We start from the raw sequence: 12,969 nt of genomic DNA, 5'->3' as shown, positions 1-12,969 counted from the left end.
GCACCGATGGCGGGCGCCGATGTGCGTGTGGGTACAAGGCTGGTCTCCTGTCGCTGCGGCCACTGCAGCCACTGCGCAGCCATTCGGGCAGCGCGAAACCAGCATAGCATTTTTAGGGTGTCCGCGGCGCGAGCCGCGCGCCCGGCCGCGGACTGCGCGCCTAGCCCGCCACCGTCCGGCGCGCGCTGGCGCGGCGCTCGGCGAAGAAGCGCTTGAGCATGCCGCTGGCCTCCTCGGCCAGGATCCCGCCGACCACCTCGGTGTGGTGGTTCAGTCCCTCGTGGGCGAACAGGTCGAGCACCGAGCCGCACACGCCGGTCTTCGGGTCGCTGGCCGCATACACGACGCGCGCCAGGCGCGCATGCATCATGGCGCCCGAACACATCGCGCAGGGCTCGAGGGTGACGTACAGCTCGCAGCCCGGCAGCCGGTAGTTGCCCAGCTTCTCGGCGGCGGCGCGCAGGGCCACGATTTCCGCATGCGCGGTCGGATCGTGGCGGCCGATCGGCTGGTTGTGGCCGACCGCAATGACTTCCCCATCCTTCACGACGACCGCGCCCACCGGCACCTCGCCCTCGAGGCGCGCCTGCTCGGCGGCCGCCAGCGCCAGGCGCATGAAGCGGGCGTCGGCCAGGTCGGCGCCGAGCGTCGAACCGTCGAGCAGCGGCGCCTCAGCGGCGGACACGGGCAGGATCGGGCAATCTTCAGGCATCCGTGATCTCGGCCCAGCAGTTTGGCGTCTCGTGCAGCACCAGCTTGTGCAGGTGCAGGCCGGTGCCGAAGCGGTCGGTGTAGGCCGCCTTCAGGATGCCGAAGGCGACGTGCGCCAGGTTCTCGACCGTCGGGATGCGGTCGATCACGACCGTCTTGTGGCCGGGCAGGCTGGCGAGGAACTCGCGCACCTTGTCGTCCTTTTCGTAGACCAGGAAAGCATGGTCCCAGACGTCGACCAGGTGCTCCTTGGCGAGCGCCTTGATGTCGGAAAAGTCCATGATCATGCCGTTGTCCGAGTTGCCCTCGGCCTGGATGATCTCGCCGACCAGGGTGATCTCGAGCGTGTAGCGGTGCCCGTGCAGGTTGCGGCACTGGCTTTTATGGTCGGGAATCCGGTGTCCGGCATCGAATTCGAGCTTGCGGGTAATAGTTAACATCGGGTCGGCAGAAGCTTGGTAAGTGGTCAGGGAATCTGTAGGAGTTTGTGCGTCTGGAGGCTGAGCTTCCATTTCGGATTGTGTCGGCAGGTCTCAATTGCCAGGCGCGTATTGTGCGCGGCCAGCGGCCCGTCCATCGGCTGCACGAAGAAATGCTCGAAGTCCAGCCCCTCGTAGCGCGCCAGGTCCTGGTTCGCCTGCGGGATCACGACCTTGATTTCGTTGCCCTTCCCGACCACCAGCGTCGAGCCCATCTTCGGGCTGACGCAGATCCAGTCGACGCCGGGCGGCACCGGCAACGTGCCGTTGGTCTCGATCGCGATCGTGAAGCCGTGCGCATGCATGGCGTCGATCAGCGCGGCGTCGAGCTGCAGGAGCGGCTCGCCGCCCGTGAAGACCACGTACTTGCTGGCGGTATGGGCCGCCGGCCACAGGCTGTCGATCTCGCGCGCGAGGGCCTCGGCGTCGCGGAACTTGCCGCCGCGCTCGCCATCGGTACCGACGAAATCGGTGTCGCAGAACTGGCAGACCGCAGTCGCCCGGTCGGCCTCGCGGCCGGTCCACAGGTTGCAGCCCGAAAAGCGGCAGAACACGGCCGGACGGCCCGCATGGGCGCCCTCGCCCTGCAAGGTGTAGAAAATTTCTTTGATGCTGTAAGTCACGGTAAACCTCTCGTCAACCTTCCATTATACCGTGCAAGCAGGCGTCTTGCCGAGGCCCCGACCGAGGCCAGGCCCGCCGATCCGTGAAATCCGCATGCAACAAAGGTATTGACTACCGACAAGATCCAGCCTTCCGACAAGCGGTAACTTTACTAGAGGAAATTTCTGATAAACCGTCGGAAGGAGCGTCATGAAGACCGCACTTGCCAGGATAGCCGGCTGGATCCCCGCCCTCGCGATGCTCGTCGCCTGCGCCGTGGGCGCCATCGTGCCGGGTACCCCGGGTGCGCCGGGACTGTCGACCGTCACCACGATCCTGTGGCTGCTAGGCCTGGGCGGCGCGATCTGCCTGCTGCTGCGCCGCGCCATCGATGCCGACGACCGCAGCCGCGAACTCGCCTCCCAGCTTGCCCGCGAGCGCGGCGCCCGCCAGCTTGCAGACAGCCTGCTGGCCGACACCCAGACCGTCCTGTCGCGGGTGGTGCGCCAGCAGGACGTGATGCGCGACGGCGAGCGCGACCGCATTGCGCGCGACATCCACGAAGACCTCGGCCAGACCCTGCTGTCGCTGCGGATCGAACTGTCGCTGCTGCAGGTCGCCAGTAACGGGATCCACCCGATGGTGCACCAGAAGGCCGGCGCCATGGTGCGCACCCTCGACCTGGCGCTGCGCTCGCTGCGCGAGGTGGTCAACGGCCTGCGTCCGCTGGGCGCCAACGAACGCCTCGACGCGGCGATGGCGCGCCAGCTCGACGAATTCAGCCGCCTGACGGGCATCGCCCACACCTTCGATGCGGCGCCGGGCGAAGGCCGGGCCGGCGCCGCCAGCGTGGAAGCCGATTCCCTGCTCTACCGGGTGCTGCAGGAAGTGCTGGCCAACATCTCCAGCCAGGGCAGCGCCACCGAAGTGGGCGTCAGCCTGCAGCGCGGCGGCCCCCAGCTGACGCTGCAAATAACCGACAACGGCAGCACGCTGGAGGAGCCGGCCCCGGTCTGCGGCTGCGGCCTCTCCGGGATGCGTCCCCGCATCGAGGCGCTCGGCGGCGCGATGGTCGCGGCCTTCAGTCCGGGCCAGGGACGCAGCCTCACCCTGACCCTACCCGCCCGGCATGGGATGATGGCCGCCTGAGAAGTCAATCCTGTGAATATTGCTTCACATCAATAGCCCGTTCGGGCGGCGGTTGCAGAATCGGACCTTGTCAGCAATCAATAGATTGCTCAACGGACAGTTGAAAAGGCCGCCTGATGACCAGTACAGCGATGCAACGCATGAGCTCGGCAACGAATCCTGGAGGGAACCCGGCAACCCACACCGTCGCCAACGCGGTCGCGAACACGATCGCGGGTACGGTTTCCGGCACAGGCGCGGGCGCGGTGCCTGCTGCCGGGGCGGCGCCCAATCCGCTGGCCCCGGATGCCGACCTGCGCTTCACCCATCAGTTGCTGCAGATGCTGGCCGTCCCCGTATTTGTCCTCGACAGCAATGCCCACGTGCTGATCTGGAATCGCGCCTGCGAGCGCCTGACCGGCGTGCCCGCCATCGAAGTCATCGGCACCGAAGACCACTGGCGCAGCTTCTACGACCACCGCCGCCCGACCCTGGCCGACCTCGTCATCCAGAACCGCACCGATGAAATCCGCCATATTTACCCGCGCCATGGCAAGCCGCAGGCGCCCCAGGCCCCTCAGCTTCCCTTGTCCATCGAGACCTGGTGCGACATGCCGCGCGCCGGGCGGCGCCGCTACCTGGCCGCCGATGCGAGCCCGATCTTCGACGAGAGCGGGCAGCTGCGCGCGGTGGTCGAGACCCTGCGCGACCTGACCGACGAAAAGCTGGCGCAGTCCGCGCTGGAAAAGCTCGCCACCCGCGACGGCTTGACGGGACTGGCGAACCGCCGCTGCTTCGACGACACAATCGCCGCCGAATGGACGCGCGCGCTGCGCCTGCGCCAGCCGCTGTCGCTGCTGATGGTGGACGTCGACAATTTCAAGGCCTACAACGACGCCAACGGCCACCTGGGCGGCGACGAATGCCTCAAGCGCATCGCCACCGCGGTGGCCAGCGAGATGCGCGCCAACGACCTGGTGGCCCGCTACGGCGGCGAGGAGTTCGCCGTGATCCTGCCGAACCAGTCGCTCAAGGGTGCCGCCATCGTCGCCGAGCGCATCCGGCGCCGGGTCGAAAGCCTGCAGCTGCCGAACGGCCTGGCGCCGCTGCGGCAGGTGACGGTGTCGATCGGCGCCGCCACCGCGATTGCCGGCCCCGACAGCAGCCCGAACGAACTGGTCGCCATCGCCGACGCCGCCCTTTACCGCGCCAAGCACCTGGGGCGCAACCGCATCAGCCTGCCGCTGGGCGACGCCTCCTAGTTCCAATCCGCGCCGCCGCCGATACCAGACATGCATATCTGGTATCGCTTCTCATTTCCTTGGGATTAACTTATGCTTCGCGCACATATTTTTCCCAAGGAGACAGTGTGTCCAAACTCATCCCGACCGCGCTGCTGGCGCTGTCCGCGCCCGTGTTTGCCGCCTCGAACGCGCCAGCCGCGGCCGGCGGCGACGTGCTCCCGTTCAAGGCCACCGAAAAGACCCTGGCCAACGGCCTGAAGATCATCGTCGTGCCGACCGGCTTCCCCAACCTGGTGTCGGTCACCATTCCCGTGCAGACCGGTTCGCGCAACGAGATCGAGCCGGGCAAGTCGGGCTTTGCCCACTTCTTCGAACACATGATGTTCCGCGGGACCAAGGCCTACCCGCCCGAGAAATACCAGGAAATCATCACCAAAGCCGGCGCGCGCCGGAACGCCTACACCAGCGACGACCTCACCAACTATTACACCACCTTCGCCAAGGAAGACCTGGAAACCGTGCTGAAGGTCGAGGCCGACCGCTTCCAGCACCTGTCGTATCCGGTCGAAGCATTCAAGACCGAGTCGCGCGCCGTGCTGGGCGAGTACAACAAGAACAGCGCCAACCCGATGCAGAAGCTGTTCGAAACCCAGCGCGAAGCGGCCTTCACGACCCACACGTATAAGCACACCACGATGGGCTTCCTGAAGGACATCGAGGACATGCCGAACCAGTACGAGTATTCGAAGGTCTTCTTCGACCGCTGGTATCGCCCGGAAAAGACGACGATCATCGTGGCCGGCGACGTCGAACCGAAGCGCGCCATCGCCCTGGTCGAGAAATACTGGGCCGGCTGGCAGAAGGGCACGTACAAGGCCCCGGTCCCGGCCGAACCCGCGGCAAAGGGCGCGCAATACCGCCACGTGCCATGGCCGACGGCGACGCTGCCGCTGGTGACGGTCGCCTTCCGCGCGCCCGCCTTCTCGGAAACGCAGAAGGACCAGGCGGCGCTGTCCATGCTGCTCTCGCTCTCGTTCGGACGCACCTCGCCGCTGTACAAGCGCCTGGTGCAGGACGAGCAGAAGGTCGACCAGTTGTTCGACTTCACGCCGAACCGGGTCGACCCGACCCTGGCCACGATCGGCGCGCGCGTCAAGAAGCCGGCCGACGCGCTCTACGTGCGCGACGCCATCCTGCAGACGGTGGCGCGCCTGCGCGACACGCCCGTCACCGCCAAGGAGCTGCTGGACGCGAAGTCGGCCCAGAAGTACGGCCTGATCCGTTCGCTCGACAACACCGAGCAGATCGCCGCCACCCTCGCCTCCTACGTCCACTTCAACCGTTCCTACGGCACCCTGAACCGCTACTACCGCCTGGTCGACAGCCTGACCCCGGCCGACCTGCAGGCGGCGGCGCGCAAGTACCTGGTCGACGACAGCATGATCGTCACCACCCTCGCGCACGACGCCCTCCCGGCCGGCATCGAGACGCTGCCGAAGCTGGCCGCCCTCGCGCCCAAGGCGGGCGAGGCGAAGTTCGACGTGCTGGTGCAGAAATCGGCGCTGCCGCAGGTGCGCTTCAAGCTGCTGTTCGCCGCCGGTTCCGCCCACGACCCGAAGGGCAAGGAAGGCCTGGCGGCACTCACCGCCGCGATGGTCGCCTCGAGCGGCTCGCAGGGACGCAAGATCGACGAGGTGACGAAAGCCCTGTTCCCGCTGGCCGGCAGTTTCAACGAACAGGTGGACAAGGAAATGACCACCTTCAGCGGTTCCATCCACAAGGACAACTGGAACGAGTACCTCGACATCGCCCTGCCCCTGCTGCTCGAGCCGGGCTTCCGCGAAGAAGACTTCCGCCGCCTGAAGGACGCGCAGAAGAACGCCCTGCAGCTCGACCTGAAGGACAATAACGAGGAAGAGTTCGGCAAGGAGCGCCTGCAGGGCAACGTCTTCGCCGGCACCCCGTACGCGCATCCGGTGCTGGGCACCCTCAAGGGCATCGAGTCGATCACGCTGGACGACGTCAAGGCCTTCTACCGCCAGGCCTACACGGCGGGCGCGGTGCGGGTCGGCATCTCGGGCGACGTCAGCGACGCCATGACCAACGCGCTCAAGTCCAGCCTGGCGCGCCTGCCCGCGGGTCCCGGCCTGCCGGCGACGGGCAAGCCGCAGGGCCGCAAGCCGAACGGCCTGGAAGTGGAAATCATCGAGAAGAACACCCGCGCGACCGCCATTTCCTTCGGCCTGCCGCTGGAGGTGACCCGCTCGCACCCGGACTTCCCGGCCCTGTGGCTGGCCAAGACCTGGCTGGGCGAACACCGCGCCTCGAGCTCGCACCTGTACCAGCAGATCCGCGAGCTGCGTGGGCTGAACTACGGCGACTACGCCTATATCGAAGCCTTCCCGCGCGGGATGTACCAGTTCTTCCCGAGCCCGAACCTGGGCCGCAAGGCGCAGCTGTTCGAGGTCTGGATCCGCCCGGTCGCCCCGCAGAACGCCCACTTCTCGCTGCGCCTGGCCCTGTCGGAACTCGGCAAGCTGGTGAACGGAGGCATGAGCCAGCAGGACTTCGAGACCACCCGCGGCTACCTGATGAAGAACGTGTTCGTGATGACCGCCACCCAGGACCAGCGCCTCGGCTACGCGCTCGACTCGCAGTGGTACGGCACGCCGGAATTCACGCAGATGATGCGCGATGGCCTGGCGAAGCTGACCGTGGCGGACGTGAACGCGGCGATCAAAAAGCAACTGTCGGCCCGCAACCTGTCGGTGGTGTTCATCACGAAGGACGCCGCCGGGCTGAAGCAGGCGCTGGTGTCCGACGCCTTCTCACCGATCAAGTACGACGCGCCCAAGCCGCAGGCGGTGCTGGACGAAGACCAGGTGATCGGCAACATGAAGCTGGGCATCAAGGCGGAGAACGTGAAGATCACGCCGGTGGCGCAGGCCTTCGCCGAGTAAGCAGTGAGCCGGGCCGCGGCGCATCCGCCGTGGCTTGGCGAAGATAAAACCGGACCGCCGAAAGCAGGTCCGCCAAAGAAAAGCGGGCGCCCTCGGGCGCCCGCTGTCGTTCGGGGCGGCCGGCAATCGACACCGGCCGTTCCGTCCTTCCTGCATTACTTCGTCATCTTGTTCCAGCCGTGACGCACGGCGTCCTTCATGTTTTCCCAGGTCGAGCCGGTCTGGCCCGCATGACGGGTTTCCCAGTCGCTGCGCAGGCTCGGTTCGGCTTCATCCCATGGGCGGTTACGGTACATGTCGCTCTGGCGCATCTGCGAGCCGTAGCTGTAGGCAGGCTTGTAAGTGTCGTACGAGCTGCCGGTGTTGCCGTAGGTGCTGGTGTAGTGGTTGCGGTAGTAGGAATCGTCATCGTCGTCGGTCATTCGGTCCCAACCGTGACGGACGGCCGCCTTCATCTTTTCCCAGGTCGAGCCGGCGCTTCTGCCGGTGCTGCGGCTTTCCCAGTCGGTGCGCAGGTCGCTTTCGACGTCGTCCCACTGGCGGCCGCTGTACTTCTGGTTGCGGCGCATTTCCGAACCGTAGCTGTAGGCCGGCGCATAGTCGTCGTAGGCGCCGCCGCTGCTGCCGTAGGTGCTGGTGAAGTGGTTGCGGTAGTAGTCGTCGTCGCCCATCATGTTCGAGGAAGCCTTGCCGGCGCCGAGCTGCTCGACCTCGACTTCGGTATGGCGCACCGTGTCGTGGATCTGCTGTTCGCGCTGGGTGACTTCCTTGTTGACCATGACTTCCTCGACGACGCGGGCCGATTTCTGGACCACGGCTTCCTCGGCCGTTTCGCGCATCTCGATCGACTGCTCCTTGAAGGCGGTGGCGTCGGCGCCGCTGATCGGCTCGTTGACCGGGCGGCGCTCGACGTTCACGTGCTCTTCGCGCAGGCCGATGCTCTCGTTGACCGGGGTTTCGACGATGCGCGAGTACACGCGTACGCCGCCGCGCTGGACTTCACGCTTGCCCACTTTCAGCTGCTCCTGCACCACGGGGATGGCGGTCGAGGTGTCGCGCTGCTGCGAACCGGTCAGGGAGCCGGTGCGCGAAGCCGAACCCTCGAGCGAGGAACCGGTGAGCGACGAGCCCGACTGGTTCTGCTGCAGGCTCGAGCCCGTGCCGGCGCCGTAGCTGCCCACGCTCAGCTCGTCGCGCGAGCCCAGCGGCTCCTGGTAGGTAGTGCCCATCGGGTTCGGGTCGTTCAGCGACTGCTGGTTCATCGGCAGGCGGTCGGTGTCGGACTGCAGGGACATCGACTGGCCGCCGCTCATGCTGCCGGCGCTGCCCATCATGGCGCCTGAGCTCATACCCGAGCCCATGCCCCATTTTTCGGACTGTTCGTCGATGTCGATCGGGCCGTAGCGCTCGACGATGTCGGCGGCGCGCTCGACTTCCGGCTCGCTGTCGGTGTTCACGGTCAGCACGTGGTTGCCGCGCTCGACGGCGGTCGAATACTTGGTGCTGTGGGTGGTGTCGTCGCTGCCGAAGATGTCGCTGAAGAAGTTCTTGATGCTGGCGCCGATGCCTGGCTCGTTGTCGGTATCGGTGGTGGTGGTCGTGCTGCTGCCTGCCATCGAGCCGCCCGGAGCGGTTTCGTCGCCGTGCGAGAGGCGCACGTCCGAGCTGGAGAAGCCCGACGAGAGCAGTTCGTTCTTGGCGCTCACTGCGTCGGCATGATTGTCAAAGACGGCGATCAGGGTATGTTGCATGATGGATCCTCCAGATACTGTTGGTCACTTCATTGGCGGGGTTCGGATTCGTCGAAGCGTTCGACATTCACCTGCTCGGCCTTCAGTACGACCGATTCCTGGTGCTGCCGCTCGTGACGGACCCGGGTGATGTGAAGCTCTTCCTTGATGCGCACGCGGCGCTCCACCACCAGCACCTCCTCGAGGACGGGTACGACCAGCGTGTCGCCCTCGTAGCGGGTGGCGGGTACCTCGTCGGGCGCGACGATGCGGTCGACCGCGACGTGCCGGATCGCCACCTCGTCGTGCCCGAGGGCCTCGTCGATGGTGACCGGTTGTTCGACGACGGTCTTGTGAACGCGGACGCCGCGCCCCGTGTCTACCGTACGGGTGCCGACGGCAAGCTGCTCCGCGATGACCGGGATCCGAAGCGGATCCTGACCTGTTGGATCTTGTGGATTAGCTGGACTGACTGCCATCGGTGATACTCCCTTCGGTTGCTGGCGCGAGACCATTTCAGACTACTCCAAACAGCCGGGGCATAGCGCACCATTGACGCTGGTAAATGTCGAGCTTGGTCGCAGGTAAACGGCTGTTTCCAGGAGGGGATAAAACAGGGACGAAACGGTAGTCGGATCGAGGCTGCGGCGGGGGGGCGTGGCCGGAAAAAAACGGAAACCGAGGAAGGAAAAACGAAGAGCAGCCAACCGGGCGTCGGCGACCCCGGGCCGGCTCAGCCGAACGGGTTCTCGACCGTCTTGACCTCGGGCGGCGGCAGCCGCTCCGGCAGCGGCTGCGCTTCCAGCCGCGCGACGACAGCGCCGAGGATCTCGTGCAGGCGCCGGGCATGCGCCAGGCCGGCCGCGTCCATGGTCAGGTCGACGTCGCCCGAGATCGTAATCCGGTCGAGACGGTTCTCGAGCATCAGGTTGCCGATCTCGACGACGTCGGCTTCGTTCGCGTACGGCACAAAGGCCTTTCTCTTCGCATTCATCGTGCTCTCCAGGAGGATCGGTTCAGGAATAGGTGCGCTGCTTCTTCTGGCGGATGGCCGGCAGGCGCAGCATGCGCTCCTTCTGCTGCTGGGTCAGCGTAGGCAGGAAGGTGATGCCGACGATGCGCTCGAGTTCGGCCACAGGAATGACCTGGATCGGCGCACGGGCGCGGTTCTCGGTGAACCAGGCCGCCGCCGCTTTCTGGCGCGGGCTGTACACCACCTTGTACAGGTGGGTCGGCACCAGCACGTTGCCCACCTTGCGCAGGTTGGTGCCGAGGAAGGCCGGCCCGGTAATCACGTAGAGCTGCCCTTCCTTCTTCGCCATCTTGCGCACCGCGCCTTCGATCGGCGCCCAGATGTGCCGGTTGTGCTCGCCGTCCTGGGGCACCATGTTCGCCAGCGAAAAACTCTCGCGCTGGGCGCGGCGGTCCGGCATGTCGCCGTTCGGGGCCATGTGGCCGCGGTCGTAGCCGCTGCGCGCATAGTCGTCGAGTTCGGCGCGCTGCGAGCGCGGCAGGCGCGGCTCGGCGTGGAAGGCGTTGTCGCGCTTGAGGCCTTCGGCGGACTCGAGGCGGTCGGCCCGCAGGTGCTCGGCCGACCACAGGGGCGTGCGCGTGACGCCCGAATGCATGACGCCGAACACGCCATAGCACAGCTCGCGGGTGGCGACCGCCAGTTTCGGGTTGCGGATCTCGGGCGCGCGGCCCTCGGCGTAATGGTTGGGGCAGCCCGAGGACAGTGCGGCCGCGGCCGCGGGCGCCAGGCCGGGAACCAACAGCGCGGCGACCAGGCCCGCGCCGGCTAAGAATCGTTGGAACATGTTTCGAAGGTAAATGTGACAGCGCGCTGACAAAGCGGCATTGTAGCCGACACAGATTTACCTTGGCGACCGGTTGCGATGGCAAGGATGAGCTGGCAATGCGCTGCCGATGCGCTGTCAAGACGGCGCACGATTCAACAATAGATTGGATGCATTGTTACAAAGAATGGTCTAGAATTACGGGCTCTTAGACAACATTCCATATCGGAAACACCGACCGTCAATGGAAAATGTCCCGTTCCCGGAGGACCTGCGGCGGTTCGTGCTGACCAGCATCCCGTCCGTGCCCTTCCTCGAAGCGCTGCTCCTGCTGCGCGCCAATCCGACCCAGCAGTGGCATGCGGCCACGCTGGCGGGGCGCCTGTACGTGCGCGAGCGCACCGCCGAAACCTTGCTGGAGGACCTGTGCCGCGCCGGCATGGTCGCGCAATGCGAAGCGCCCGCCCAGGACTGTTACCGGTACAACCCCAGTTCAGCCCAGCTGCGCGAACGCATCGACGCGCTGGCCAACCTGTATTCAAGGCACCTGGTCGAAGTCACCATGCTCATCCATTCCTCCCTGGACCGCAAGGCGCAGCAGTTTGCCGACGCCTTCAAATTGCGAAAGGATTCGTAATGGCAGAAACCATCTACGTCCTGTGCATCCTGACCTCGCTGGCCTGCGCCTGGCTGCTGTTCGCCAGCTATCGCCGCACCCGCTACCGCCTGCTGTTCTGGAGCGGCTCGTGCTTCGCGGTCATGACCCTGAATAACGGCTTCCTGCTGCTCGACAAGATCGTGTTCCCGAACATCGACTTCCTGCCCGCCCGCCTCATCAGCGCGCTGGTGGCCATCTCGCTGCTGCTGTACGGCCTGATCTACGAAAAGGAATAAGCATGACCGACCTGTTCACCGGCGCGATCTGCATGGGCTCGCTCGTCATCGCCCTCTTCTTCCTGCGCTTCTGGCGCAATTCGGGCGACCGCTTCTTCCTGTATTTCGCGCTCTCCTTCTTCATCGAAGGCCTGCACCGCCTGTATTCGGCCGTGCACGACGCTGGCGGCGAAGATTCGCCCCTGCATTACCTGATCCGCCTGCTGGCGTACGGCCTGATCCTGTGGGCGATCCTGGAAAAGAACCTGCCGCGCGAAGGCTCGCGCAAGTAGCAAGGCGGGCATGCCCCGGGGCGGGGCGGTTAGCGTGCGCCCGCCGGGGCAGCGCTCGGTGATAATGAAGCCATGACATCAACCAGACCGGAGGACATCATGGCCACGAACGATCCGCGCGGGCAGCCGCAGGCGCCGCAAACCCAGACCGACGACCACAACCGCTCCGAAAACCTCCTGCCGGGCGAAGAAGGCGCCGAGGACGGCCGCTTCGAGGTCGCCGAGGAAGTCAACCTCGACATGCAGTCCGACGACACCCGCCGCGTCGGCCAGGTTCCCGGCAACATCCACGACTCGATGCCCGACACCGTCGACACCGAGCCCGAGGACGAGAACAAGGGCACGCCTTAATCACCATGCCTGCATGCCTCACAGGGTGGACGGCTCCACCCTGCGGTGCGCATGACGGCGACGCGTACGCCGTCCACGCGTTCAACCGGCAGAGCCGTTATCCCGACGCTTTACCCGAGGTTTGAACGCGTAGCAGGCGATCCGCCGCCGTTGCGGCGTAGCCGACCGCCCTACGCGCCCGTTTCATCTACATCGTCAATCCCATCTTCAGCCCTTCGATCGTGTGCGCCTGCACGATCGGCTCGAGGCGCTCGACCACGCGGCAGGTGATGTGGCGGCGCAGCTCGGGCGCGAGCGACTCGTAATAGGCGTGGGTCAGCTGCAGGTCGTGCTTTTCCGCGTTGCGCGCGTCGGGCGCGTCGACGCCGAGCACGAATACCGGGCGCGAGCGGTTCGACTGGTTGGCGGTGCCGCGGTGGATCGTCAGCGCGGAACGCGCGGAAATGTCGCCCATCTGCGGCAGCTTGCGCTGGCGCCGCGCCTCGTAGCGCGGCCACAATTCCTTGGACGGGAACATCGGGTCGCCGCCGGCCAGGTCGTCCCACTGGGTTCCCGGCGCGATCTCGAAGGGTCCCATGTCCTCGCTGACGTCGACGGTGGTGATGTTGAAGGCGAGCGAATTGAGGCGCCGGCCCACCAGCGTCGCTTCCGGTGCCGGGAAGTCGCGGTGCCAGGGCTGGTGCAGCGCGCCCGGCCCGGGCACGGGGGGGGGGGGGGGGGGGGCGGGGGGGGGGGGGGCGGGGGGGGGGGGGGGGGGGGGGGGGGCCGCCTGCGGGGGGTTGTTGTGGGGGGTGGGGCCGC

Annotated in this window: 15 protein-coding genes; 7 read left to right on the top strand and 8 right to left on the bottom strand. The window is 66.2% G+C overall.

Going from position 1 to position 12,969, the window contains the following annotated elements; translation table 11 throughout:
* Positions 1 to 160: 160 nt before the first annotated feature.
* From tadA to queE, 3 genes are read right to left on the bottom strand one after another with little or no spacing between them, the layout of a single operon-like run.
* Entirely contained in the window at positions 161 to 712 is a 552-nt protein-coding gene (tadA, locus tag ACWCIA_RS21475) for a tRNA adenosine(34) deaminase TadA (RefSeq protein WP_454166517.1), read from the bottom strand.
* On the bottom strand, positions 705 to 1,151 hold the full coding sequence (queD, locus tag ACWCIA_RS21470; RefSeq protein ID WP_454166516.1) for a 6-carboxytetrahydropterin synthase QueD: 447 nt from the start codon (positions 1,149 to 1,151) through the stop codon (positions 705 to 707). The genes tadA and queD overlap by 8 nt, the downstream gene beginning before the upstream one ends.
* A gap of 26 nt (positions 1,152 to 1,177) precedes the next feature.
* The gene (gene queE, locus ACWCIA_RS21465; RefSeq protein WP_454166515.1) at positions 1,178 to 1,813 is read right to left on the bottom strand and encodes a 7-carboxy-7-deazaguanine synthase; all 636 of its coding nucleotides are present in this window, start codon (positions 1,811 to 1,813) and stop codon (positions 1,178 to 1,180) included.
* Between the two features lie 190 nt (positions 1,814 to 2,003).
* Here queE and ACWCIA_RS21460 point away from each other — a divergent pair, with 190 nt between their 5' ends.
* The 3 genes from ACWCIA_RS21460 to ACWCIA_RS21450 all read left to right on the top strand — a co-directional run bounded on the left by ACWCIA_RS21460 (position 2,004) and on the right by ACWCIA_RS21450 (position 7,125).
* Positions 2,004 to 2,942, top strand: coding sequence for a sensor histidine kinase (locus ACWCIA_RS21460; protein WP_454166514.1), 939 nt, complete (start codon positions 2,004 to 2,006; stop codon positions 2,940 to 2,942).
* A 320-nt stretch (positions 2,943 to 3,262) separates the two neighbouring features.
* Complete coding sequence (locus ACWCIA_RS21455; RefSeq protein WP_454166556.1) at positions 3,263 to 4,183, top strand: diguanylate cyclase; 921 nt, start codon at positions 3,263 to 3,265, stop codon at positions 4,181 to 4,183.
* A 107-nt stretch (positions 4,184 to 4,290) separates the two neighbouring features.
* Positions 4,291 to 7,125 (top strand): M16 family metallopeptidase, encoded by a 2,835-nt coding sequence (locus ACWCIA_RS21450; protein WP_454166513.1) that lies wholly within the window; start codon positions 4,291 to 4,293, stop codon positions 7,123 to 7,125.
* 155 nt (positions 7,126 to 7,280) lie between these two features.
* Here the strand turns inward: ACWCIA_RS21450 and ACWCIA_RS21445 are convergent, their stop codons facing one another.
* The 4 genes from ACWCIA_RS21445 to ACWCIA_RS21430 all read right to left on the bottom strand — a co-directional run bounded on the left by ACWCIA_RS21445 (position 7,281) and on the right by ACWCIA_RS21430 (position 10,672).
* A complete protein-coding gene (locus tag ACWCIA_RS21445; RefSeq protein ID WP_454166512.1) occupies positions 7,281 to 8,876 on the bottom strand; it encodes a YsnF/AvaK domain-containing protein in 1,596 nt (531 codons plus the stop codon).
* Positions 8,877 to 8,905: 29 nt separating this feature from the next.
* Entirely contained in the window at positions 8,906 to 9,334 is a 429-nt protein-coding gene (locus tag ACWCIA_RS21440) for a DUF2382 domain-containing protein (RefSeq protein WP_454166511.1), read from the bottom strand.
* 254 nt (positions 9,335 to 9,588) lie between these two features.
* Positions 9,589 to 9,849 carry a hypothetical protein gene (locus ACWCIA_RS21435; RefSeq protein WP_454166510.1) on the bottom strand — a complete coding sequence of 87 codons (261 nt, stop codon included), beginning with the start codon at positions 9,847 to 9,849 and terminating at the stop codon, positions 9,589 to 9,591.
* A gap of 22 nt (positions 9,850 to 9,871) precedes the next feature.
* The gene (locus tag ACWCIA_RS21430) at positions 9,872 to 10,672 is read right to left on the bottom strand and encodes a DNA/RNA non-specific endonuclease (protein WP_454166509.1); all 801 of its coding nucleotides are present in this window, start codon (positions 10,670 to 10,672) and stop codon (positions 9,872 to 9,874) included.
* A gap of 223 nt (positions 10,673 to 10,895) precedes the next feature.
* Between ACWCIA_RS21430 and ACWCIA_RS21425 the strand changes: the two genes are divergently transcribed.
* The 4 genes from ACWCIA_RS21425 to ACWCIA_RS21410 all read left to right on the top strand — a co-directional run bounded on the left by ACWCIA_RS21425 (position 10,896) and on the right by ACWCIA_RS21410 (position 12,168).
* Complete coding sequence (locus ACWCIA_RS21425; protein ID WP_454166508.1) at positions 10,896 to 11,288, top strand: hypothetical protein; 393 nt, start codon at positions 10,896 to 10,898, stop codon at positions 11,286 to 11,288.
* Positions 11,288 to 11,545 carry a DUF5985 family protein gene (locus ACWCIA_RS21420; RefSeq protein WP_454166507.1) on the top strand — a complete coding sequence of 86 codons (258 nt, stop codon included), beginning with the start codon at positions 11,288 to 11,290 and terminating at the stop codon, positions 11,543 to 11,545. The genes ACWCIA_RS21425 and ACWCIA_RS21420 overlap by 1 nt, the downstream gene beginning before the upstream one ends.
* A 2-nt stretch (positions 11,546 to 11,547) precedes the next feature.
* A complete protein-coding gene (locus ACWCIA_RS21415; RefSeq protein ID WP_454166506.1) occupies positions 11,548 to 11,817 on the top strand; it encodes a DUF5985 family protein in 270 nt (89 codons plus the stop codon).
* 99 nt (positions 11,818 to 11,916) lie between these two features.
* Entirely contained in the window at positions 11,917 to 12,168 is a 252-nt protein-coding gene (locus ACWCIA_RS21410) for a hypothetical protein (protein WP_454166505.1), read from the top strand.
* A gap of 187 nt (positions 12,169 to 12,355) precedes the next feature.
* Here the strand turns inward: ACWCIA_RS21410 and ACWCIA_RS21405 are convergent, their stop codons facing one another.
* Positions 12,356 to 12,871: a phytanoyl-CoA dioxygenase family protein gene (locus ACWCIA_RS21405; protein WP_454166504.1), complete on the bottom strand. Its 516-nt coding sequence runs from the start codon at positions 12,869 to 12,871 to the stop codon at positions 12,356 to 12,358.
* Positions 12,872 to 12,969: the final 98 nt, after the last annotated feature.

The sequence above is a fragment of the Massilia sp. SYSU DXS3249 genome, assembly GCF_053668055.1.
The sequence above is the reverse complement of the archived record's forward strand: the minus strand, read 5'-3'. Positions and strand labels throughout refer to the sequence as shown.

What these genes read in the sequence shown, in the direction of transcription:
- ACWCIA_RS21440 (WP_454166511.1), bottom strand. Translation starts at nt 9,334, where the DNA reads ATGGCAGTCAGTCCAGCTAATCCACAAGATCCAACAGGTCAGGATCCG.
- ACWCIA_RS21420 (WP_454166507.1), top strand. Translation starts at nt 11,288, where the DNA reads ATGGCAGAAACCATCTACGTCCTGTGCATCCTGACCTCGCTGGCCTGC.
- ACWCIA_RS21430 (WP_454166509.1), bottom strand. Translation starts at nt 10,672, where the DNA reads ATGTTCCAACGATTCTTAGCCGGCGCGGGCCTGGTCGCCGCGCTGTTG.
- ACWCIA_RS21460 (WP_454166514.1), top strand. Translation starts at nt 2,004, where the DNA reads ATGAAGACCGCACTTGCCAGGATAGCCGGCTGGATCCCCGCCCTCGCG.
- tadA (WP_454166517.1), bottom strand. Translation starts at nt 712, where the DNA reads ATGCCTGAAGATTGCCCGATCCTGCCCGTGTCCGCCGCTGAGGCGCCG.
- ACWCIA_RS21410 (WP_454166505.1), top strand. Translation starts at nt 11,917, where the DNA reads ATGGCCACGAACGATCCGCGCGGGCAGCCGCAGGCGCCGCAAACCCAG.
- ACWCIA_RS21455 (WP_454166556.1), top strand. Translation starts at nt 3,263, where the DNA reads ATGCTGGCCGTCCCCGTATTTGTCCTCGACAGCAATGCCCACGTGCTG.
- queD (WP_454166516.1), bottom strand. Translation starts at nt 1,151, where the DNA reads ATGTTAACTATTACCCGCAAGCTCGAATTCGATGCCGGACACCGGATT.
- ACWCIA_RS21445 (WP_454166512.1), bottom strand. Translation starts at nt 8,876, where the DNA reads ATGCAACATACCCTGATCGCCGTCTTTGACAATCATGCCGACGCAGTG.
- ACWCIA_RS21415 (WP_454166506.1), top strand. Translation starts at nt 11,548, where the DNA reads ATGACCGACCTGTTCACCGGCGCGATCTGCATGGGCTCGCTCGTCATC.
- ACWCIA_RS21435 (WP_454166510.1), bottom strand. Translation starts at nt 9,849, where the DNA reads ATGAATGCGAAGAGAAAGGCCTTTGTGCCGTACGCGAACGAAGCCGAC.
- ACWCIA_RS21425 (WP_454166508.1), top strand. Translation starts at nt 10,896, where the DNA reads ATGGAAAATGTCCCGTTCCCGGAGGACCTGCGGCGGTTCGTGCTGACC.